The organism is Azoarcus sp. CIB (assembly GCF_001190925.1).
Taxonomy (GTDB): domain Bacteria; phylum Pseudomonadota; class Gammaproteobacteria; order Burkholderiales; family Rhodocyclaceae; genus Aromatoleum.
This window is the reverse complement of the sequence record NZ_CP011072.1, coordinates 2,754,285-2,774,424: the sequence shown is the minus strand read 5'-3', so window position 1 is coordinate 2,774,424 and position 20,140 is coordinate 2,754,285. Positions and strand designations below refer to the sequence as shown.

General features: G+C 64.1%; 16 protein-coding genes. 7 read left to right on the top strand and 9 right to left on the bottom strand.

The annotated features are described in order from the left end of the window. Positions 1 to 42: 42 nt before the first annotated feature. The 6 genes from AzCIB_RS12205 to AzCIB_RS12180 form a co-directional block, all read right to left on the bottom strand. Positions 43 to 1,293: an MFS transporter gene (locus tag AzCIB_RS12205; protein ID WP_083446991.1), complete on the bottom strand. Its 1,251-nt coding sequence runs from the start codon at positions 1,291 to 1,293 to the stop codon at positions 43 to 45. A 106-nt stretch (positions 1,294 to 1,399) separates the two neighbouring features. Next, the gene (locus tag AzCIB_RS12200; protein WP_050416142.1) at positions 1,400 to 2,278 is read right to left on the bottom strand and encodes an enoyl-CoA hydratase/isomerase family protein; all 879 of its coding nucleotides are present in this window, start codon (positions 2,276 to 2,278) and stop codon (positions 1,400 to 1,402) included. A 76-nt stretch (positions 2,279 to 2,354) separates the two neighbouring features. Further along, positions 2,355 to 3,575 carry an acyl-CoA dehydrogenase family protein gene (locus tag AzCIB_RS12195; RefSeq protein ID WP_050416141.1) on the bottom strand — a complete coding sequence of 407 codons (1,221 nt, stop codon included), beginning with the start codon at positions 3,573 to 3,575 and terminating at the stop codon, positions 2,355 to 2,357. 38 nt (positions 3,576 to 3,613) lie between these two features. Continuing rightward, a complete protein-coding gene (locus AzCIB_RS12190; RefSeq protein WP_050416140.1) occupies positions 3,614 to 4,657 on the bottom strand; it encodes an alcohol dehydrogenase catalytic domain-containing protein in 1,044 nt (347 codons plus the stop codon). A gap of 47 nt (positions 4,658 to 4,704) precedes the next feature. Beyond that, the gene (locus AzCIB_RS12185; protein ID WP_050416139.1) at positions 4,705 to 5,757 is read right to left on the bottom strand and encodes a phosphotransferase family protein; all 1,053 of its coding nucleotides are present in this window, start codon (positions 5,755 to 5,757) and stop codon (positions 4,705 to 4,707) included. A 13-nt stretch (positions 5,758 to 5,770) separates the two neighbouring features. Then, on the bottom strand, positions 5,771 to 6,511 hold the full coding sequence (locus tag AzCIB_RS12180) for an SDR family NAD(P)-dependent oxidoreductase (RefSeq protein WP_050416138.1): 741 nt from the start codon (positions 6,509 to 6,511) through the stop codon (positions 5,771 to 5,773). 226 nt (positions 6,512 to 6,737) lie between these two features. On the opposite strand from AzCIB_RS12180, the gene AzCIB_RS12175 reads away from it, so the two are divergent. Continuing rightward, entirely contained in the window at positions 6,738 to 7,484 is a 747-nt protein-coding gene (locus AzCIB_RS12175) for a lysophospholipid acyltransferase family protein (protein ID WP_050416137.1), read from the top strand. A 192-nt stretch (positions 7,485 to 7,676) separates the two neighbouring features. Next, positions 7,677 to 10,433, top strand: a complete 2,757-nt coding sequence (locus AzCIB_RS12170; RefSeq protein ID WP_050416136.1) for a winged helix-turn-helix domain-containing protein — start codon at positions 7,677 to 7,679, stop codon at positions 10,431 to 10,433. A gap of 29 nt (positions 10,434 to 10,462) precedes the next feature. On the opposite strand, the gene AzCIB_RS12165 is transcribed toward AzCIB_RS12170, so the two are convergent. Together AzCIB_RS12165 and AzCIB_RS12160 are read right to left on the bottom strand one after the other, a co-directional pair. Then, a complete protein-coding gene (locus AzCIB_RS12165; protein ID WP_198149524.1) occupies positions 10,463 to 11,335 on the bottom strand; it encodes an SDR family NAD(P)-dependent oxidoreductase in 873 nt (290 codons plus the stop codon). A gap of 26 nt (positions 11,336 to 11,361) precedes the next feature. Then, positions 11,362 to 12,504 carry a CaiB/BaiF CoA transferase family protein gene (locus AzCIB_RS12160; RefSeq protein ID WP_050416134.1) on the bottom strand — a complete coding sequence of 381 codons (1,143 nt, stop codon included), beginning with the start codon at positions 12,502 to 12,504 and terminating at the stop codon, positions 11,362 to 11,364. Here AzCIB_RS12160 and AzCIB_RS12155 point away from each other — a divergent pair. Continuing rightward, complete coding sequence (locus AzCIB_RS12155) at positions 12,487 to 12,873, top strand: transposase (RefSeq protein ID WP_083447149.1); 387 nt, start codon at positions 12,487 to 12,489, stop codon at positions 12,871 to 12,873. The two genes, AzCIB_RS12160 and AzCIB_RS12155, sit on opposite strands and share 18 nt — an antisense overlap. Before the next feature lie 259 nt (positions 12,874 to 13,132). Beyond that, positions 13,133 to 13,315, top strand: a complete 183-nt coding sequence (locus tag AzCIB_RS12150; protein ID WP_050416132.1) for a hypothetical protein — start codon at positions 13,133 to 13,135, stop codon at positions 13,313 to 13,315. A gap of 394 nt (positions 13,316 to 13,709) precedes the next feature. Here AzCIB_RS12150 and AzCIB_RS12145 read toward each other — a convergent pair whose 3' ends face one another. Next, positions 13,710 to 14,621, bottom strand: coding sequence for a LysR family transcriptional regulator (locus AzCIB_RS12145; RefSeq protein WP_018990595.1), 912 nt, complete (start codon positions 14,619 to 14,621; stop codon positions 13,710 to 13,712). 97 nt (positions 14,622 to 14,718) lie between these two features. Here AzCIB_RS12145 and AzCIB_RS12140 point away from each other — a divergent pair, with 97 nt between their 5' ends. The 3 genes from AzCIB_RS12140 (at position 14,719) to AzCIB_RS12130 (ending at position 20,053) form a co-directional block, all read left to right on the top strand. Beyond that, on the top strand, positions 14,719 to 18,276 hold the full coding sequence (locus tag AzCIB_RS12140; protein ID WP_050416131.1) for an indolepyruvate ferredoxin oxidoreductase family protein: 3,558 nt from the start codon (positions 14,719 to 14,721) through the stop codon (positions 18,274 to 18,276). Positions 18,277 to 18,362: 86 nt separating this feature from the next. Further along, complete coding sequence (locus AzCIB_RS12135; protein WP_050416130.1) at positions 18,363 to 19,124, top strand: electron transfer flavoprotein subunit beta/FixA family protein; 762 nt, start codon at positions 18,363 to 18,365, stop codon at positions 19,122 to 19,124. After that, entirely contained in the window at positions 19,124 to 20,053 is a 930-nt protein-coding gene (locus AzCIB_RS12130) for an electron transfer flavoprotein subunit alpha/FixB family protein (RefSeq protein ID WP_050416129.1), read from the top strand. Before AzCIB_RS12135 ends, AzCIB_RS12130 begins: the two co-directional genes overlap by 1 nt. The last annotated feature ends 87 nt before the right edge of the window (positions 20,054 to 20,140 follow it).

Below are 20,140 nucleotides of genomic sequence, written 5' to 3'. Positions count from 1 at the left end.
TCATGCCGGATTGTCGAATGGATGCTCGCTTGTCCGTCCGACCTACGCCGCCCTGGGAATTTGGGCGCTCATTCTGATGGCCAGGATGGACATGGCTGCGGAGAGGGCGACCAGGCCGATGCTGATGAGCAGCATGGTGTCGTAGGAGCCCGTCAGATCGTAGGAAGTCCCGAACAGCGGCGGGCCCACGGCGACGCCGACGCAGGCCAGGGCATAGGCAACGCCGTATATGGACGCGAAGTCCTTCGTTGCGCCGAACATCCTCGATATCAGCAGCGGCGGAAAGATACTGTTGTAGGCGTAGCCGAAGGCATAGGCAACGAACAAGGCCGCGCCGATGCCGGAGATGACCGCCTGCCCGCCCATCCGGGTAAACAGGAAGAGCGCAAGGGCGCCGAAGGACAGGCAAACGAGATTCGAACCGACGGTTCCGATACGATCATTCAGCCAGCCCAGGATCACCTTGGCGCCGATCAGGGAAAGCATGCACAGACTCATGAAGGTCCCGGCCTCGACCGGGCTGATGCCCTTGCTCGTCAAATGAGCCGGGGCATGCTGGATGAATCCTATGATGGAGGCGTGGCCGAAGAACAGTCCGGCGCATACCAACCAGAATGCGCCGGATCTGTACGCCACGGCGGCGGATACGCCCGAAGGTGCGGCGAACGGCCCCGGCGCGCCCGTTTCCTTCCTGGCGCCATAGGGCTGCAAACCCATCTTCGACGGATGATCGCGCAGGAACGGTGCAATCGGAATCGTCAGCACCAGTACCACGATCCCGAGGAACAGATAGGCAGCCTGCCAGCCAGTTTTCATGATCATGCCGGGAAGGAAGGTGCTGGCGAGGGCGGCATAGACACCGGTAAAGGCCATCGCAATGCCCATCGCCGTGCCCCGGCGCTTCTCGAACCAGTTGGTGACGATGACCGAGGCGGGCAGGAACGAGCAGGCTGGCAATGTGAATCCGACGACGATGCCGGCAATATAGAATTGCCACAGGGCGGTGAATTGGGACATTGCCAAGTAGGAAAGGCCCGCGCCCGCGCCGGAGATGGCGACCATGGCCCTGATGCCAATCCTGGGCAGCATCCTGCCCCAGAAGGGCATGGACACGATGACCATCAGGGACATGATGCTTGTATAGAGGGTGAAGGCCGCCCGCGGAACGCCCAATGCCGTGGACACCGGCAAGGTGAAGAAGGATAGCAGGGTCGTCGTCCCCATGGTCGCCACCAGCAGGCAACTGAAGGCCAGCTGAAGCCATGCCCTGTGAGATTCTTCTTTTATTCCCATGGGAATGCCTCTATTTAGTGTTTTGGCTGCTCTCGGTACTAGAACCGCGCCTGGAATTCCAACGACTTATGATGAATACGGTCTGGCGGTAATCACCTGTTGCTGGTCAGGGGATATCGCCCTTATTTTTCGTTCCTGACTCGGCAGCCAGCGCCTCTGCGACTTTGAGGAGCAGTGTCCCCATGCGCGCCTCGCCATCACGGGTATGCGCACCGAGCTCCATGAATTTGCGGAGCAGTCGTTTCGTTGCAGGATCGCGTACGGCGTGCGCGGCGAGCAACTGCTCCTCCAACAATCCCTGCCGCCATGGAAGATCGATGTTGCCCACCGACTCCTTTGCCAGTGCCACGGCATGGGGTGGCCATTTCGCGATACGGAACGCAAGGGCGTCGACGAAGCTGTCCATTTCGTTAACGGTGTCGAAGATGCGGTTGAGATAACCCCATCGTTCTGCCGTTTCGGCATCGAGATCGTTACCGCCGAGAATGACCTCAAGCGCTCGCCCGCGGCCCATGAGTCGAGGCAGGTTCTGCGATCCAGAGGCGCCAGGCAGAAGGCCAAGCGGCACCTCCATCTGGTTGATCACTGTTTTGCCGCGCACGCCGAATCGCATGTCACAGGATGACGCCAGTTCGCTGCCTCCGCCGCCAGCGCGGCCTCCAATTTTCACCAAGCTGGGTTTCGGATTGTCCCTAAGCATTGCGCACATGGCCTGCAGCGGACTTAACTCCCTGGCGCGTTTGGGCAACCCCTCGATGGATTTCTGAATGACGACGGGGGTATCGAAATGTGCGATGAAAAATTCCGGGTCCTGGCTCTGTAGCACCAGCACACGAACGCTGTCATCTGCGGAGATCCTTTGGCCCAATTCGGTCAGGTCGGACATCATCTGTACCGACATTACGTTGCAGGGCGGATTGCCGATCGTGGCGAACAAGACGCCACGATCAAGCGTGCCGGTTATGGTATCGAAGCGATAAGTCACCAGAACCTCCAGAAGTGCCCATATGCCAAGCTAGACTCAAGACTGTTTCGGATGTCGGGGCACGACCTGGACTGCTCTATGTGTCGTAGCGCGCGAGCTCCAGCTTGGCAATGGCGTTGCGATGCACCTCATCCGGCCCGTCGGTGAAACGGATCGCGCGCTGCAGGGCGTACATTTCGGCCAGGGGCGTGTCGTCGCACAGGCCGCTGGCGCCGTACATCTGGATAGCCCAATCGACGATCCGGCTGGAGACGTTGGGTGCCAGCACCTTGATCATGGCGATTTCGCCACGTGCCTGCTTGTTACCGACGGTGTCCATCATGTACGCGGTTTTGAACACCAACAGGCGGGCCTGTTCGATCATGATGCGGGCCTCGGCGATGCGCTCGCGCCAGACACCCTGCTCGGAAAGGGGACGGCCGAACGCCACCCGGTTCTTGGCTCGGCGCACCATGAGTTCCAGGGCGCGCTCGGCGACACCGATGCAGCGCATGCAGTGATGGATGCGCCCCGGCCCCAGGCGCCCTTGGGCGATTTCGAAGCCGCGACCTTCGCCGAGCAGCAGATTGTCGATCGGCACGCGGACGTTGACCAGTTCCACGGCCATGTGGCCGGAGGGCGCATGGTCGTAACCGAGCACGCGCAGTGGGCGGGTCACCGTGATTCCGGGGGTATCGGCCGGGACCAGGATCATCGATTGCTGCAGGTGCCGGGCGGCAGTCGGATCGGTCTTGCCCATGACGATGTAGATCTTCGTGCGCGGGTCGCCGGCGCCGGAAATCCAGGACTTGCTGCCGTTGATGACGTAGTGGTCGCCGTCGCGCTCGATCCGGGTTTGCACATTGGTAGCGTCTGAACTGGCCACGTCCGGTTCGGTCATCACGAAGCTGGAGCGGATTTCGCCGCGCAGCAGGGGGTCGAGCCAGGCGTCCTTCTGGGCTTCGGTGCCGTAGAGTTCGAGGGTTTCCATGTTGCCGGTGTCCGGCGCCGAGCAGTTGAACACCTCGGGCGCCCAGTGCACCTTGCCCATGATTTCACACAGCGGGGCATAGTCCAGGTTGGACAGGCCTTCGGGCGCCCGAGCGGAATGCGGCAGGAACAGGTTCCACAGGCCCGCGGCTTTCGCCTTCTCCTTGAGTTCCTCGACGATGGCGGTCGGTAGCCAGGCGTTGCCGGCGCGCCGGTTGGCTTCCACCTCCTCCGCGAAACGATGTTCGTTGGGGAGGATGTGTTCGTCGAAAAAGCGCAACAGGCGCTGTTGCAGTTCTTTTGACTTGGGACTGAAATCGAATTCCATGGAGACTCCTCGTTGTGATTGGGATCCGCAGGACGAACCTACGGCGTCATGACGATCTTCAACGCACCGTCGAGGCGTGCATCGAATATCCGGTAGGCTTCTTCGCCCTGGTTCAAGGCGAAGGCGTGGGTAACGAAACGTTCAGGGTGCAGCCGTCCCTGCTGGATGAGAGGAACCAGCGATTCCCAGTGCTCTTGTGCGGAACACAGGCCAGCACGGAAGTCGAGATTGCGGATCAGAAGCTCGCGGAACGGGAATTCGCTGATGGCGGAGATACCCGCACCGACCACGGAAACGGTGCCGCACTTTGCTACCAGGCCAATCGCCAGTTTTATCGTCGCATCGAGACCGACGGCCTCGATGGCGCTATGCGCCATCTGGCCGCTGGTGGCTTCCTGGATTTCGGCAAGCGCGGTGGTCGGTTCCAGTGGAATAGCGCCCAGGCTTGCCGCGATCTGGCGTCGTTCGGCGATGGGGTCGATGGCGAAAACGCGGCTGGCGCCGAACACAAAGGCACTTTCCACCGCCATCAGACCGATCGACCCGAGACCGACGACTGCAACCGTATCGCCCGGGTGGATATTGGCATTGATGCACCCGAGCCACGCGGTGGGGAGGTTGTCGGTCAGCATGATGGCCTGGTCGACGCTGATGCCTTCGGGCATGGGGGCTGCATTGCAGTCCGCGGCCGGCACCCGGATGGCCTCGGCCTGGCAACCTGCCAAGCCGCGCCCGATGCCGTAGATCCGCATCGGTCCGCTGGTACAGGCCTGAACGTGCCCGGCGAGGCAGTTCCGGCAGGCGCCGCATCCGACCGACGCCGAGAGCATAACCCGGTCGCCCGGTCTGAAACGGCGCACCCCTTTGCCGGCCTCCATGACTTCGCCGATGGCTTCGTGGCCGACGCTGAAGCAAGGGGTTTCGTTTCCGGGAAACGGTTGGCCGTGGTAGATATGCAGATCGCTGCCGCAGATGCCGCACGCTTCCATGCGCACCACGATGTCGTCGTCGTCTTCCAGCCTGGCATCCGAAACCGTTTCATAGTGAATGGTTCGTGGACCCGCGTAACAGAGCGCCTTCATAGATCGTCCGCGTCACAGGTGGTAAACGGCGTCAGGCGGCCAACCATCTAACGGCTCTCCATCCAGTTCTGGGCGCGTTCGAACAGGCGGAGCGTGGCGGCATGCAGCGACAGGCCGACATCCATGGGCGCCTTGCCGGCGCAGGCGCGGGCGTAGCTGCCTTCGAGCAATATGCCGAGCTTGTAGCAGGCGAGTACCGTGTACCAGCGCAGGTCGGACAGGTCTCGCCGGCTGGTCTGCGCATAGCGCTCGATCAGTTCGTCGGCGTGGACAAAGTGGTCCCAGGGCGAGGCTTCGAGCTTGGGGACGATGCTGGCGCCGCCCGCGTCGGGCCAGGTGGCGATCAGCCAGCCCAGATCGATCAGCGGATCGCCGATGGTGGCCAGTTCCCAGTCCACGATTGCCGCCAGTTCCGGACGCTCGTGCTGGAACATGACGTTGGCCAGGTGATAGTCGCCATGCACGATGCCAGGCTGGAAAGTAGCCGGCTTGTTCGCTTCCAGCCAGAGTCCCACGGATTCGGTCCCCGGGATGCCGGCCGGGCCGGGCCAGCCTGGATAGTCGCGATAGCCTTCGAGTTGGGACCGCCAGCGGCCCACCTGTCGTTCGAGGTAGCCTTCGATCTTGCCGAAATCGGCGAGGCCCACGGCAACGTAGTCGACCGCGGCGAGTTCGGCGATCGCTTCTGCCATGGCCAGCCCGATCTGTTGCCGGTAGCCGGCATGCTCGACGAAGGGGGCAGGCAATGGCCCGGTGGGGGTGAAACCTTCCACTGGTTCCATCAGGTAAAACCCGGCACCGAGGATCGTCTTGTCGTCACAGCCGGCGATCAGGCGCGCATGGGGGACCCGGGTGCCGGCCAGGGCGCCCAGCACCCGGGCTTCCCGCTGCATCGTTGCCGTGCCGTCCATGCGCGGGTGCTGAGGAGGACGGCGCAGGACGAATTGCCGGTCGCCGCGCCGGAAGCGCAGCAGCAGATTCTGGGTGCCGCCGGTCAGGGGCCGAGCATCGGCAATCGCTCCTTGCGCCAGGCCCCGGCTGTCCATCCACGCAGCGAGTCGATCGACATCGACGAGTTCCTGCCAAGCTTCGCGCGCCATTCCGCTCTCCCGGTCAGCGCAGCGTGAGGCCGCCATCCACCGGGATGGTCTGGCCGATCACGTACGAGGCGAGGGGCGATGCCAAGAACAGGGCGACGCCGGCCACTTCCTCCGTGCTGCCCAGGCGGCCCAGGGGGATCTGCGAACACATCGCGGCGACGCGCTTGGGATGATCGGTGGTGACCTTGGTCATCTTGGTGGGCACCATGCCGGGAGCGATGCCGTTGACCCGGATGCCCTCGGGTGCCCAGGCGTCGGCGAGGTTGCGGGTCAGACCCATGGCGCCGGTCTTGGAGGCGCCGTAGGCCGGGTTGCCGCGGGTGGAGTGGAAGGCGGACGAAGAACTGATGACGATGACCGAGCCGGCGCTGGCCTGGAGCATGTCGTGGAAACGATCGCAACAGTCCATCAGGCTGTTCAGGTTCACTTCGACCACCTTTCGGAAACTCTCGGGCTGGAATTCGGCCCGGTCGTAGAGCACGATGCCCTGGCTCAGGACCAGCACGTCGAGCCGGTCGAAAGCCGGCTGGTAGTGCCGGATGCTGGCGGGAGAGGACAGGTCCACCTGCGCATAGTGCAGCCCGGCCAGATCCGAGTCCGGGGAATCACCATAGGCGCCGGCATCGGCCCGCGTGCCCCAGACATGGACGCTTGCCCCTCGGGCCCGGAACGCCTGGGCGATGGCGTTGCCGATCCCGCTAGATCCCCCCACTACCAGTACCGTCTTGCCGGAAAAATTGAGTTCCTGTGTCATCTGAAGGTCTTCCAAGATTGCGGAGTGCCATGATCGATGGGCAGGCTGCCCGGGAATCATGCTTCCCGATTGCTGATTGGCACCTAGTGTGAGCAGAAAGAAGCGGGCGGGCATCGTCGGATCGGACAGTTTGTTTCAGCGGTACTTGTGGGAGCATCTCGGTAAGTTCCCATCCATCCGGTCCTGCAACGGTCGTTGCCGATTCCGCCGCCTAGTGAGGAGAATCATGCTTGCCTTGCGTTCCCTGTTGTTTGCGATGTTCCTTGTGATCGTCACGCCGCCCTGTGCGATCCTGGGCGTACTTGCCCTTCCGTTGCCGTCCTCCGTGCGCCGTCGCATCGTCGTCAGCTGGGCGCCGCTGGTGATCTGGTTCGCGTGGCATCTGCTGGGCATCCGCTATCGGGTGATCGGACGCGAGAACATTCCCGCCGAACCGGCCGTGATCCTGTCCAAGCATCAATCGGCGTGGGAAACGATGGCGCTGCAGGTGATATTTCCGCCGCTATGTTTCGTATTCAAGCGTGAGTTGCTGAAAGTGCCCTTCTTTGGCTGGGGGCTTGCCTTGACCTCCGGCATCGCGATCGATCGGGGCGCTGCCAAGGACGCGCTGACCCAGGTCGTCGAGCAGGGGCGGGCGCGTCTTGCCGAAGGCTTCTGGGTCGTGGTTTTTCCCGAGGGGACGCGGGTCGAGCTCGGGGCGACGCGCCGCTACCAGCCGGGCGGCGCCAGGCTCGCGCAACAGGCGCAGGTACCCGTGGTCCCGGTCGCGCACAATGCCGGCGAATTCTGGCGGCGTGACACCTGGCTGAAGACGCCCGGTGAAATCATCGTCAGCATCGGCCCCGCCATCGCGCCCGGGGACATGGATGCCAACGAAATCAATTTGGTTGCCAGAAATTGGATTGAAGCAGAGATGCGCAGACTGTTTCCGCATCATTATGCGGCAACGATTCCTCAGGCTGCGGCAAGCTGATGCCTTGCGAAACCGGCGCCTGGATGGCTGCATCAGGGCAGTATTCGCGGGTCTGCGGAATTCGGAAGAGATTGCTCAATCAGTCACCGGCTCGGATACTTTAAATATAAATATCATGCATCGAGCCCTGATAGTCGAGGAGATAGACAGCAAGACAGCAGCAGTTCAAGGAATTGGAGGACGAGATAAAATATGTCAAATAATTCAGAAATCGATTCAAATGAATCGCCGGTGCAATTGCCCGGCATCGTCCGGCGGGCGAAACTGGCCGCGCCATCGGCGGCCTATCGACCGGTCGCGAGACGCAAGATCGCCGAATTGGTGGCGCGCTCCGCCGATACCCGGCTGATCCTGTTCCGGGCGCCCGCCGGTTTCGGCAAGACCACCGCGATGCGCCAATACCTCGATCACCTGCAGGCCGACGGCCGGCGGGTGGCTTGGCTGACCCTGGATTCCCTCGACGACGATTTCCGTCGTTTCCTAACCCACCTCATCGCAGTCTTCGATCAGGTGTTGCGGCCGGCGGGCAGCCATGACGAGCACCAGGTTTCGACCGGCGTGACGCCCGGGGTCGATCAGTTGGCGCTGAAGCTGGTCGATAGCGTGGCCGATTGCGAACATCCGTTCACGCTCTTCATCGACGAATTCGAATCGGTATCCAATCGCTCCATCGACGACCTGCTTCGGGTCATCATCAGTCGCCTGCCGCCCGGCGGGCAATTGGCGATCGCGTCGCGCGAGACGCCCAACCTGCAACTCGGCCGCCTGCGCGCCCAAGGGCAACTGGTGGAAGTGGACCAGATGTGGCTGCGCTTCTCCCGCGAGGAAACCGAATTCTTCCTGCGTACCCAGAGAGGCTTGAAGCTCTCGGCAGAAGGCGTCGCCAAGCTCTACGGCGATACGGAAGGCTGGCCCGCGGTGCTGTGGCTGGCCTCGATGGCGCTGGAAAACCGGCAAAACCCGGAATCCTTCATCGCCACGTTTTCGGGGTCGAATTCGGCCGTGGCCGAATACCTGGCCGAGGCTGTTCTTTCCAATCAACCGGAAGACATGCAGAGTTTTCTGCTCAAGAGCAGCATTCTCGGCGAACTCAACAAATCCCTGTGCGACGCCGTGTGCGGCCGTGACGACAGCGATCAGGTCTTGATCCGCCTGGCACATTCCAACGTTTGCGTCACGACCCTGGATGGCGGCGAGCGGAACCTCTACCGCTATCACGGTCTTTTTGGCGCTTTCCTGCGCGGCCAACTGGAGCGGCTCTATCCCCAGGAAATTTCCGCCCTCCACCTGACCGCCGCCAAGTGGTACGAAGCGGAAGGGCGGCCCATTCCGGCGATCGAGCACGCGCTGGCTTCGGGGATGACCGAATATGTCCTGTCGCTCATCGCGTCCCGCAGCAACAGCCTGCTTTTCGAAGGCCGCTTCCGGCTATTGGCGCGCTGGCTCGACGCCTTGCCGACCGAGTCGCTGCGGCTCAAGCCGCGTTTGCGCCTTGCCCATATCTGGGCGCTGACCTTCACCCGGCGAGGCGCCGAGGCGCTGCGGCGCCTGGATGCGCTTGAAGGCGACAAGGCTGTGCTCCCGGCCAGCGAGGGCTTGTCCAATGAAATCGATGCCCTGAGACCCTATATCCTGGCGATTCTGGATCGCCACGAGGAAGGTTTCTGGCTGGCGGAGGAGGCGGTCCACGCGGTTGTCCACCGGGACAGCTTTTGCTATGCCATCCTCACCACGACGCTGGCGACGTGGCGGGTTGCCGCCAATCGCTATGCCGACGCGATCGAACTGCTGACCCGTTCGAATCCGGAGGGCGAAAGCCGGAGCACGACCTTCCCCATCGTATACACGATGTGCCTGCAGGGGCTGGTGAGCCTGGCACAAGGCCGGGTGCGGGAGGCCATCGCGCATTTCCGCGTGGCGCTGGGCGAGGCCGAAGTTGCTTTCGGCAGCCGCAGCGTCGGGCGCTCGATCGCGGCGGTCTATCTCGCAGAGGCCCTGTACGACATCGACGAGCTGGACGAGGCGGAGCAGTTGCTGGCGCTCTATCTTCCGATCGTGCGGGAGTACGTCCTGCCCGATCAACTGATCATCAGCCACGTCATTTACGCCCGCATCGCCCACGACCGCGGCGATCTCGACCACTGCTACCACTATCTGAGCGAACTGGAATACTTTGGTCGGCACAACAACTTGCCGCGCGTGATCGCGTCCGCCCAACTGGAAAGGGCCAGGATGGCCTTGCTCAGAGGCGACCTGGCAGACGCCAGGAATCAATGCGAACGTGCCGAATACCCGGCGGCGTGGGCCAGCCTGCGCGGCATGATCATGCCGGCCAACGATCTGGAAACCACGGAACTGTGTCGCTTCCGCCTGTTCGTGCATGGCGGCGGCGATGCGGAAATCATCGATGCGATCAAGGCCGAGATCCGCTCGGCCCAGAACCATTCCCGGAACCGCCGCGTGCTGAAGCTGAAGATTCTGCTGGCCAAGGCGCTGCACATGTCCGGCCAGGTTCGGCTGGCGATGCGGATGATCCAGGAATGCACGGAGACGGCGTGCAACGAGGGCCTGGTTCGCACCTTCCTGGAAGAGGGCGCCCCCATCGTCGAACTGCTGCGCGAACTGCGCCTGGCCCGGCAGGTGGAAGGCAAGGAGCAGGGCGACGAACTAGCTTTGTTCATCGATCGGATTCTGCAGCGGGCCGGATGCAGGCTGGAACCCGCGGGCAGCGAGGACGAGGTGGTCGATGCCGCAGCCTCGCTTTCGGCGCGTGAATTGAACATCCTGGAGTTCGTGTCCTTCGGCCTGTCGAACAACGCCATCGCCGAAAAACTGTTCGTCACCGAGAGCACGGTCAGATCGCACCTGCGCAAGATCAACGCCAAGCTCGGCGCCGGCAACCGGACCCAGGCGGTGAACATGGCCCGGCGCCAGGGGTGGATCCGCTGATATTCCTCCCCTCCGGCGCCGCCGGGTATTCAGCCCTGGCCGATGTTGCCGGCGCTGAAACTGCGGTCCTCGCTGTAGATGCCGCCGAAGGGGAACAGGCCGGGTCCCCACGCCAGCAGGCCGCCGTCGATGAGCAGGGTCGTTCCGGTGCAAAAGCGCGATTCGTCGCTCGCCAGGAACACTGCGGCATGAGCGATGTCCTCGGGCAGGCCGACCGAGGGCCAGGGCAGGCGGCCTTTCATGAAGGCGAGCATTTCCTGCTCGTTTTTTGCGCCGCGGATCAGGGGCGTAAAGATTCCTCCCGGTGCGATGTTGTTGACCCGGATGCGGGCCGGGGCGAGTTCGACGGCGGCGCTTTGAGTCAGGTTGACGACCCCTGCCTTCGCTGCGGAATAGGCGGCCGGCCCGCTGCCGGCGTTCAGCCCGGCGGTGGATGATGTGTTGATGATCGAGCCGCCGCAGCCTTGGCGTTTCATGGCATTGCCGGCGTGCTTGATGCCGAGGAAGACCGAGCGCAGCAGCAGGGCAATGGTTCGGTCCCAATCCTCGATCGGCGTTTCGGTGACAGGGGCCATGGTTCCGCCCGCGCCCGCATTGCTGAAAAAACAGTCGAGCCGGCCGAAATCGTCCAGGGCCAAGGCAACCGCCGCTTCGATGTCTTCCTCGCGGGAAACGTCGGTACGCAGGAAACGAATCGATTTGGCGTGTCCCTTTTGCGCGGCCAAAGCCAGCGTCTCCTCGGCGGTGACGGGGTTGAGGTCGGCGATGACGACCTGGGCGCCCTGGTCGAGGAAGAACAGCGCCGAAGCGCGCCCTATGCCGCTGGCGCCGCCGGTGATGACGGCGACCTTGTCCTGCAGGCGGCCGCGTGTTCCTGTTGCTGTTTCCATGTTGTTAGCCATGCTTCCTCCTCATCGTTGAATTCGCTTCAGATGATCCCTGCGGCGGCAAGGTCGGCCAGTTCGGCGGGAGAGAAACCCGCCTCGGCCAGAACTTCCCGGGTGTGCTGTCCGGCGCTTTCCGGCAGGCGGCCCGCGCTGCCGGGCGTGCGGCTGAAACGGGGGGCGGGCGCCGGCTGGGCGATGCCGTCGATGTCGATGAAGGTATTGCGCGCGCGGTGGTGCGGATGCGCCAGGGCCTGGTCGAAGTCGAGCACGGGGGCGAAGCAGGCATCCGTTCCCTCCAGCAGGGCGCGCCATTCATCCTGGCTGCGGCGTAGGAATATCCGGCACAGCTTTTCCCGCAATTCCGGCCAGGCTTGCTTGTTCCATTGGTCGGCAAAGGCCGGATCATCGATTTGGCACAATTCGAGCAGCAGGCGATAGAACTGGGGCTCGATCGCGCCGATGGCGATATGGCGACCGTCGGCGCATTCGTAACAGCCGTAGAAGTGCGCGCCTCCGTCCAGCAGATTGTCGGCCCGTTGCCTGCTCCACTGCTCCCTGGCGCGCATGCCGTAATACATGCTGGCAAGGCTGGCGGTGCCGTCCGAGATGGCGGCATCGATCACCTGTCCCTGGCCCGAGGTTTTCGCTTCGAGCAGGGCGCAGACGATGCCGAACGCGAGCATCATGCCGCCGCCGCCCATGTCGCCGACCAGATGCAGGGGCGGCGTCGGGGGGCGATCGGCATAACCCATGGCGCCCAGGGCGCCGCTGATCGCGATGTAGTTGATGTCGTGCCCGGCGGTGTGGGACAGCGGCCCCTGCTGGCCCCAGCCCGTCATGCGGCCATAGACCAGGCGGGGGTTGCGCGCCAGGCAGATGTCGGGTCCCAAGCCGAGGCGCTCCATCACGCCGGGACGAAAGCCCTCGATCAGGACGTCGGCGGTTTCCACCAGGCGCAGTACCAGCCCGGCGGCGCCTTCCTTCTTCATGTCCAGCGCGACCGAACGGCGCCCCCGGTCGGTCACGGTCCGCTTCAGCTTGTCGAAGTCGCTTTGGGCGGCCGAGGGTTTGCGTTCGATGCAGATGACGTCGGCGCCCATGTCCGCCAGCATCATTCCACAGAAGGGCCCGGGGCCCAGTCCGGCCATCTCGACGACGCGAATGCCATGCAGGGGGCCAGCCATGTGTGCTCCATTGGAAATAGTCGATGTGCCTTTGTATGCCGGCCGCCCCGTTGCGGCATCGGCGGATGCGACGATTCGGAGCGCGCGCTGATCGAACACATCGACTTCAACATGATGTATCGCTGGTTCGTCGGGCTGAGCATGGACGAACCGATGTGGGACCACTCGACGTTTAGCGCCAATCGAGACCGCCTGCTCAAGGAGAACATCATGCGGCGCTTCTTCGATGGCGTCCTGGCCCTCACGGAGTGGGCCGATTTGGTGTCCGACGAGCACTTCAGCGTGGACGGCTCGCTGCTGCGTGCTTGGGACTCGGGCAAGAATATGGCTGCGCGGGATGGTTTCGATGAGCCGCCGGGGCCGGATTAGGGACGAAGCCCGGAAGTCGATTTTCGGGGCAAGAAGCGCTCGAACAAGCCCCATGTTTCGCGCACGGATCCCATGGCGTTGCTGGCAACCAAGACACCCGGCGTGGCTTGGCTGAGCCACCACGCACGCCCTCGGTGAGAGCCGCAACGGTCCGGTCGTCGATGTGCACACGACGCAGGCGACCGGCACGGCCGAGTGAGAAGCGGCGCTCACAATGCTCAAGCGCAGTGTAGAACGCGGGGGTGGATACACGCCTACCGTGGCCGCCGATCGCGGTTACGACGTCGCAGATTTCCTTGAACAGGTCGAGCTGCGCGACATCCCGCCGCATGTCGCAGCCAAGACCCGTGACAGCGCTGTGCCCGAACATGTCAAGGCAATGGAGGGATACGCTGTCAGTCTGCGCCGCCGCCAGGGCCGCCGCAGCTCGCACATAGCATGAGCCCTAGAGAAAGCCGTTGACGATCATGCTCTTGCGCACTCCCCTGTTCACTCGCGCCTGTTTTGTGTAGTTTCCTTGCTTTTTGGGCGGGCGATGGAAGCACACAAGGTGGCGGCGATGGTCGAGGTATTCGAGGGGCTCAAGGACTGGCGCAATGCGCAAAGTGCCGCAATCAAGTTGGTGTATGTTATGTCGTTTCGACAATCGGTAGAAGTCGTGCGAGTCGCAGCGGGCTCCGGGAGGACGGACTGAGCACATGCGGAAATGGCAGGAGTGAATCGCATTCCTGCCAGTTCGTCGGCTTGCCTTGAGCGTCCGTTCCAGGCCGAGTACTTGTCGTCCGACCTTCGCCGCTAGACCATCCCGTCTGACGTGCCCGTGACCGCCGCGCCGCTCAGCTCCCGCAAGCCTGTATCAGGAACTGCCTGAACGCGTCGGCGGGTCGTTCCAGCGCGCCGTCGTGCCTCCAGATCAGCCCGACTTCCATGTCGGGTACCACATCGAGGATGGGGCGGGCCTCGATCTTCTTGCCTTCCAGCGACCACGGCCGGTACACCATGTCCGACAGGATAGTGACGCCGAAGCCGTGCGCGACGAGCCCGCGCAGCGCTTCGACCGAACCGGTGCGAAACGCGATGTCGGGCTGAATGCCCTTGGCTGCCCAATAACGCTGCGTCGACAGTTCGCCTTCATCGACGGTGACCTGGATGTAGGGATAGGCAGCGACGTCGGCGAGGGCCGCGTTGTCTTTCTGCAGGAGCGGGTGGGCGGCCGAAGTCCATAGCTGGCGGCGGGAGCGCAGCAGCACGTGGTGGCCGAAGCGTTCGCGCTCGACGACGTTGGACAGGATCACCACGCCCAGCTCGATGTCGCCGGCCGCGACCCCGGCTTCGATCGCTTCGCGGTTCATGTCGTTGAGGTCCAGTTCGACGTCCGGATAATTCGCGCGAAAGCGGGCGAGTAGCGGGGGCAGGAAATATCCGAGCACGGTGTAGGAAGCACCGATGCGGATCGCGCCTTTCAGGTGGTGGGCCTGGAAGCGCGGTTCGCGCAGGGCGTCTTCGAGCGAGTCGAGGATGTCGCGCGTGCGTCGATAGAAGCCGTGCCCCTCCGCGGTGAGGCCGACGCCGTGCGGCTTGCGGTCGAACAGGCGTACGCCCAGCGATTCTTCCAGGAGCAGCACCGCATTGGTGATGGCCGATTGCGAGACGTGGGCGCGTGTGGCGGCCATCGAGAACTGGCCGGTCTCCGCGGCGGCGATGAAGTAGCGCAGCTGGCGCAGGGTGACGTTGTTGTCGACCGGCATCCGTTTTCCTAATACCAGAACTCAGTATTGGTGATTTTACGATACATAGACAGATTCGTACTATGTGTCGATATAAATAGAGGGTCTGGAGGGGATGATGAACTCACCGTTGTCTGCCGAGGCGAGAGATGCACTGCTTTCGGTCACGCTGGAGGACAAGTACACCCAGGAGTCCGGACGCATCTACCTGAGCGGTACGCAGGCCTTGGCGCGCCTGCCCATGCTGCAGAAGGAGCGCGACCGGCGCGCCGGGCTGAACACCGGCGGCTACATTTCGGGCTATCGCGGCTCGCCGCTGGGTGGGCTGGACATGGCGCTGTGGAAGGCGAAAAAGCATCTTGCCTCCCATGACGTAGTCTTTCAGCCCGGCCTCAACGAAGACCTCGCCGCGACCGCCGTCTGGGGCACGCAGCAGGTGAATCTCTACCCCAACGCCCAACGCGACGGGGTATTCGGGATGTGGTACGGCAAGGGGCCGGGCGTGGACCGCTCGGCCGACGTGCTGAAGCACGCGAACGCCGCAGGGACCTCGCCCCATGGCGGCGTGCTGATGCTCGCCGGCGATGACCATGCGGCGAAGTCGTCGTCGGTCGCGCATCAATCGGAGCACCTGTTGATCGCCTGTGGCATTCCGGTGCTGTACCCGGCGAACGTGCAGGAATATCTCGACTTCGGCCTGCATGGCTGGGCGATGAGCCGCTACTCGGGATTGTGGGTGTCGATGAAGTGCGTCACCGATGTCGTCGAGTCGACCGCATCGGTCGAGATCGACCCGGACCGCCTGCAGATCGTCATTCCGGATGGCTTCGCAATGCCTGACGGCGGGCTCAATATCCGCTGGCCGGATACGCCGCTCGCGCAGGAAGCGCGCATGCTCGATTACAAGTGGTATGCGGCGCTCGAATACGTCCGCGCGAACAAGCTCAACCGTATCGTGATCGATTCGCCCGACGCGCGCTTCGGGATCATGGCGGCAGGCAAAGCCTATCTCGACGTGCGTCAGGCGCTGGCGGACCTGGGTCTGGACGACGACGCCTGCCGACGCATCGGTATCCGCCTGTTCAAGGTGGGCTGCGTGTGGCCGCTCGACGCCCACGATGCGCGCGCGTTTGCGACCGGACTGGAAGAAATCCTGGTGGTCGAGGAGAAGCGCCAGATTCTCGAGTACGCCCTCAAGGAAGAACTGTACAACTGGCGCGACGACGTCCGCCCGCGCGTCTACGGCAAGTTCGACGAGCGCGACAACTCGGGGGGCGAGTGGTCGGTGCCGCGTGGGCAATGGCTGCTTCCGGCGCGCTACGAGCTGTCGCCGGCGATCATCGCCAAGGCCATCGCGGCGCGACTGGAGCGGGTGGGGCTGCCCGAGGACCTTCGCGCCCGCGTGTTCGCGCGTATCGATGTCATCGAGGGGAAGGAGCGCGAAGCGGCGCGGCCTCGCGTGACCGTCGAGCGCAAGCCCTGGTTCTGTTCGGGCTGTCCGCACAACACGTCCACCCGCGTGCCGGAAGGCTCGCGCGCGCTCGCCGGCATCGGTTGTCACTACATGGCGATGTGGATGGACCGGCGCACCGAGACTTTCACGCAGATGGGCGGGGAGGGCGTGAGCTGGCTCGGCCAGATGCACTTCTCGGGCGACAAGCACGTCTTCGTGAACCTCGGTGACGGCACCTATTTCCATTCGGGCCTGCTCGCCATCCGCGCGGCGATCGCCGCCAAGGCGACCCTCACTTACAAGATCCTCTACAACGACGCGGTCGCGATGACGGGGGGGCAGCCGGTCGACGGGGTGCTGACGGTGCCGCAGATCGCGCAGCAGGTGAGCGCCGAAGGTGCTAGCCGGGTCCTGATCGTGAGCGACGAGCCGGAGAAGTACGCGATGCGCGCCGGTCTGCCGGATGCGGTGACGGTGCACCATCGGGATGAGCTTGACGCGTTGCAGCTCGAGCTGCGCGAGAGTTCGGGGGTGTCGGTCCTGATCTACGATCAGACCTGCGCCACCGAGAAGCGCCGCCGCCGCAAGCGCGGCGATTACCCTGATCCGGCCCGCCGCGCATTCATCAACCCGGCAGTCTGCGAGGGTTGTGGCGACTGCTCCGTGGTCTCCAACTGCCTGTCGGTGGAGCCACTGGAAACGCCGCTAGGCACCAAGCGCAAGATCAATCAGAGCGGCTGCAACAAGGATTTCTCCTGCCTGAAGGGTTTTTGCCCGAGCTTCGTGACCGCCGAGGGCGCGCAATTGCGCAAGCCCGCAGCGCGCGAGTCGGCGCCGGTGACTGCCGCGGAGGCGCTGCCTGAACCCGCACTGCCCGGGCTGGACAAACCCTGCGGTATCGTCGTGACGGGGGTCGGCGGAACCGGGGTGGTCACGATCGGTGCGCTGTTGGGCATGGCGGCTCATCTGGAACAAAAGGGCGTCACCGTGCTCGACATGACCGGGCTCGCGCAGAAGGGCGGGGCGGTGTTGAGCCACGTGCAGATCGCGGCGACCCCGGCGGCCATTCACGCCACCCGGATCGCTACCGGCGAGGCCGACGTGCTGATCGGCTGCGACGAGATCGTCTCGGCTTCGGCCGAAGCGCTCTCCAAGGTTCGTCAGGGACGCACGCGAGCGGTGGTCAATAGCGCGCAGACCCCGGCGGCGGAGTTCCTGTCGAATCCCGACTGGAAGTTTCCGGGGGCGGCGGCCGAGGGCGACATCCGCGCCAGTGTGGGCGATGCCTGTGAATTCATCGACGCGAACGCGCTTGCACTGCGGCTGCTCGGCGACACGATCTACGCCAATCCGCTCGTGCTGGGGTTCGCGTGGCAGAAAGGCTGGATTCCGGTCGGCAAGGCGGCACTGCTGCGCGCGATCGAGCTGAATGGCGTCTCGGTCGAAAAGAACCGGCAGGCGTTCGAGTGGGGACGGCTTGCGGCACACGACGCGGGAAAACTGCCGGTGGCCGACGCTTCGGGGCGGGGTGAGGCGGTGGTGCTGGCTATGCCGGAGTCGCTGGACCGGCTGATCGAACGCCGCGTCAGGCTGCTCACCGATTATCAGAATGCCGCCTATGGCGAGCGATACCGAAAGGCCGTGGCGCGGGTGCGAGAGGCCGAGCGAGCGGTGGTCGGACAAGGCCGACTCGCCCTGACCGAGGCTGTCGCGCGCAACCTCGCGAAGCTCATGGCGTACAAGGACGAGTACGAGGTGGCGCGGTTGCACAGCGCGCCCGAATTCCTCGCCCAGTTGCGCGAACAGTTCGAGGGCGAGCTCGGCCGGGATTACCGGCTCAACTTCCACCTCGCGCCACCCCTGTTCGCGAAGCGTGGCGTTGACGGCCTGCCCCAGAAGCGCGCCTACGGTCCGTGGATGATGCGTACCTTCCGCCTGCTCTCCCGCTTCAAGGGCCTGCGTGGCACCGCCCTGGACCCCTTTGGCAGGAGCGCGGAGCGGCGCCAGGAGCGCGAACTGGTGAAGGACTATTTCGTCTTCATCGACCGCATCTGCGACGGCCTGTCGCGAGACCGGCTGGATGTCGCGATCGAGCTTGCGCGCGTCCCGGAACAGATTCGTGGCTATGGCCACGTCAAGGAACGCAGCATGGCCGGCGCGACCAAGCGTCGCGAAGAGCTGCAGGCCCGGTTCGAGGCTGGCCGGTCGGAACGGGCAGCCTGAAGTGCGCCGGACAACAACATCGAGGCGCTCGCGCCCTTGATGGTCGTACGGCGCGAATCAACCAGCAATCGACAACAAGGAGACTCATGAAGATCCTGGTACCCGTCAAGCGCGTGCTTGACTACAACGTGAAGGCCCGCGTGAAAGCGGACGGTTCGGGCATGGACCTCGCCAACGTGAAGATGGCCATGAACCCCTTCGACGAGATCGCGGTGGAAGAGGCTGTGCGGCTGAAGGAAGCCGGCATCGCGACCGAAGTGGTGGCGGTGAGCTGCGGCGCGGCGGTGTGCTCCGAAACCCTGCGTGCGGCGATGGCAATCGGGGCCGACCGCGGCATCCTCGTCGATTGTGGTGAACTGAACGACGCCGAGCTGCAGCCGCTCGCCGTCGCCAAACTCCTGAAGGCCCTGTGCGACACGGAAGCCCCGCAGCTGGTGATCTGCGGCAAGCAGGCGATCGACGACGACGCGAACCAGACCGGCCAGATGCTCGCAGCCCTGATGGGCTGGCCGCAGGCCACCTTTGCATCGAAGCTGTCAGTGGACGGGAACCTTGCCACGGTCACGCGCGAGATCGACGGCGGCCTCGAAACCCTCGAGATGACGCTGCCCGCGGTCGTCACCACGGATTTGCGCCTCAACGAGCCGCGCTACGCGACGCTGCCCAACATCATGAAGGCGAAAAAGAAGCCGCTCGAGACCGTGAAGCCCACGGATCTGCGAGTCGATGTGGCTCCGCGTCTGGCGATCCTGAAAGTGGCCGAGCCGTCCAGGCGCAGTGCCGGCGTGCTGGTTCCGGATGTCGCGACGCTGGTCGATAAACTGAAGAACGAAGCAAAGGTGATCTGATGGCCGTCCTCGTCATTGCGGAACACGACAACCAGTCGATCAAGACCGCGACTCTCAACGCCGTGACCGCCGCGCAGGCGGTCGGAGCGGACATCCACGTCCTGGTCGCGGGCAGCGGCTGCTCCACCGCCGCCCAAGCCGCCGCCGCCATCAGCGCCGTCGCGAAGGTGTTGGTATGCGACGCGGCCCAGTACGAAGCACAGACCGCCGAGAACGTTGCCGAGCTCGTGCGTGCGCTCGCCGCCGACTACAGTCACGTCTTCGCCGCGGCAACCAGCGCCGGGAAGAACATGCTGCCGCGCGTCGCCGCACTGCTCGACGTCGCGCAGATCTCCGACATTGTCGCGGTCGAATCGGCCGACACCTTCGTGCGACCGATCTACGCCGGCAATGCGCTAGCGACCGTCAAGAGCACCGACCGCGTGAAGGTCGTGACCGTGCGCACCGCGGCGTTCGACGCCGCGCCGCTCGGCGGCTCCGCGCCGATCGAGGTCGTGCCCGCCGCGAAGGACCTGGGCCTGACCCGTGTCGTCGGCCGCGAACTCACGAAGAGTGAGCGCCCCGAACTCGGTGCCGCCAAGATCATCGTCTCCGGTGGCCGGGGGCTGGGTAACGGCGAGAACTACCGCACCCTGCTCGAGCCGCTCGCGGACAAGCTAGGCGCCGCGCTCGGAGCGAGCCGCGCCGCGGTCGACGCGGGCTTCGTCCCCAACGACTTCCAGGTCGGCCAGACCGGCAAGATCGTCGCGCCCCAGGTCTACATCGCGATCGGCATCTCCGGCGCCATCCAGCATCTGGCGGGCATGAAGGATTCCAGGCTGATCGTCGCGATCAACAAGGACCCCGAGGCGCCGATCTTTCAGGTTGCGGACTACGGCCTTGTAGCGGATCTGTTCGCCGCGGTTCCCGAACTGACAGCGAGCCTTTGATCTGCAGGTCATGCCGATTCGCTGGCCGTGATGCCAACCCGTTCCCGTTGGATTCTTCGGTGGCAGCTATTCCTCTCCCGCTGCAAT

Excerpts from the sequence above, each read along its gene's own strand:
- AzCIB_RS12145 (WP_018990595.1), bottom strand. The coding sequence starts at position 14,621 with ATGCCGGTCGACAACAACGTCACCCTGCGCCAGCTGCGCTACTTCATC.
- AzCIB_RS12180 (WP_050416138.1), bottom strand. The coding sequence starts at position 6,511 with ATGACACAGGAACTCAATTTTTCCGGCAAGACGGTACTGGTAGTGGGG.
- AzCIB_RS12130 (WP_050416129.1), top strand. The coding sequence starts at position 19,124 with ATGGCCGTCCTCGTCATTGCGGAACACGACAACCAGTCGATCAAGACC.
- AzCIB_RS12175 (WP_050416137.1), top strand. The coding sequence starts at position 6,738 with ATGCTTGCCTTGCGTTCCCTGTTGTTTGCGATGTTCCTTGTGATCGTC.
- AzCIB_RS12160 (WP_050416134.1), bottom strand. The coding sequence starts at position 12,504 with ATGGCTGGCCCCCTGCATGGCATTCGCGTCGTCGAGATGGCCGGACTG.
- AzCIB_RS12140 (WP_050416131.1), top strand. The coding sequence starts at position 14,719 with ATGAACTCACCGTTGTCTGCCGAGGCGAGAGATGCACTGCTTTCGGTC.
- AzCIB_RS12135 (WP_050416130.1), top strand. The coding sequence starts at position 18,363 with ATGAAGATCCTGGTACCCGTCAAGCGCGTGCTTGACTACAACGTGAAG.
- AzCIB_RS12205 (WP_083446991.1), bottom strand. The coding sequence starts at position 1,293 with ATGGGAATAAAAGAAGAATCTCACAGGGCATGGCTTCAGCTGGCCTTC.
- AzCIB_RS12185 (WP_050416139.1), bottom strand. The coding sequence starts at position 5,757 with ATGGCGCGCGAAGCTTGGCAGGAACTCGTCGATGTCGATCGACTCGCT.
- AzCIB_RS12195 (WP_050416141.1), bottom strand. The coding sequence starts at position 3,575 with ATGGAATTCGATTTCAGTCCCAAGTCAAAAGAACTGCAACAGCGCCTG.
- AzCIB_RS12170 (WP_050416136.1), top strand. The coding sequence starts at position 7,677 with ATGTCAAATAATTCAGAAATCGATTCAAATGAATCGCCGGTGCAATTG.
- AzCIB_RS12155 (WP_083447149.1), top strand. The coding sequence starts at position 12,487 with ATGCAGGGGGCCAGCCATGTGTGCTCCATTGGAAATAGTCGATGTGCC.
- AzCIB_RS12165 (WP_198149524.1), bottom strand. The coding sequence starts at position 11,335 with ATGGCTAACAACATGGAAACAGCAACAGGAACACGCGGCCGCCTGCAG.
- AzCIB_RS12190 (WP_050416140.1), bottom strand. The coding sequence starts at position 4,657 with ATGAAGGCGCTCTGTTACGCGGGTCCACGAACCATTCACTATGAAACG.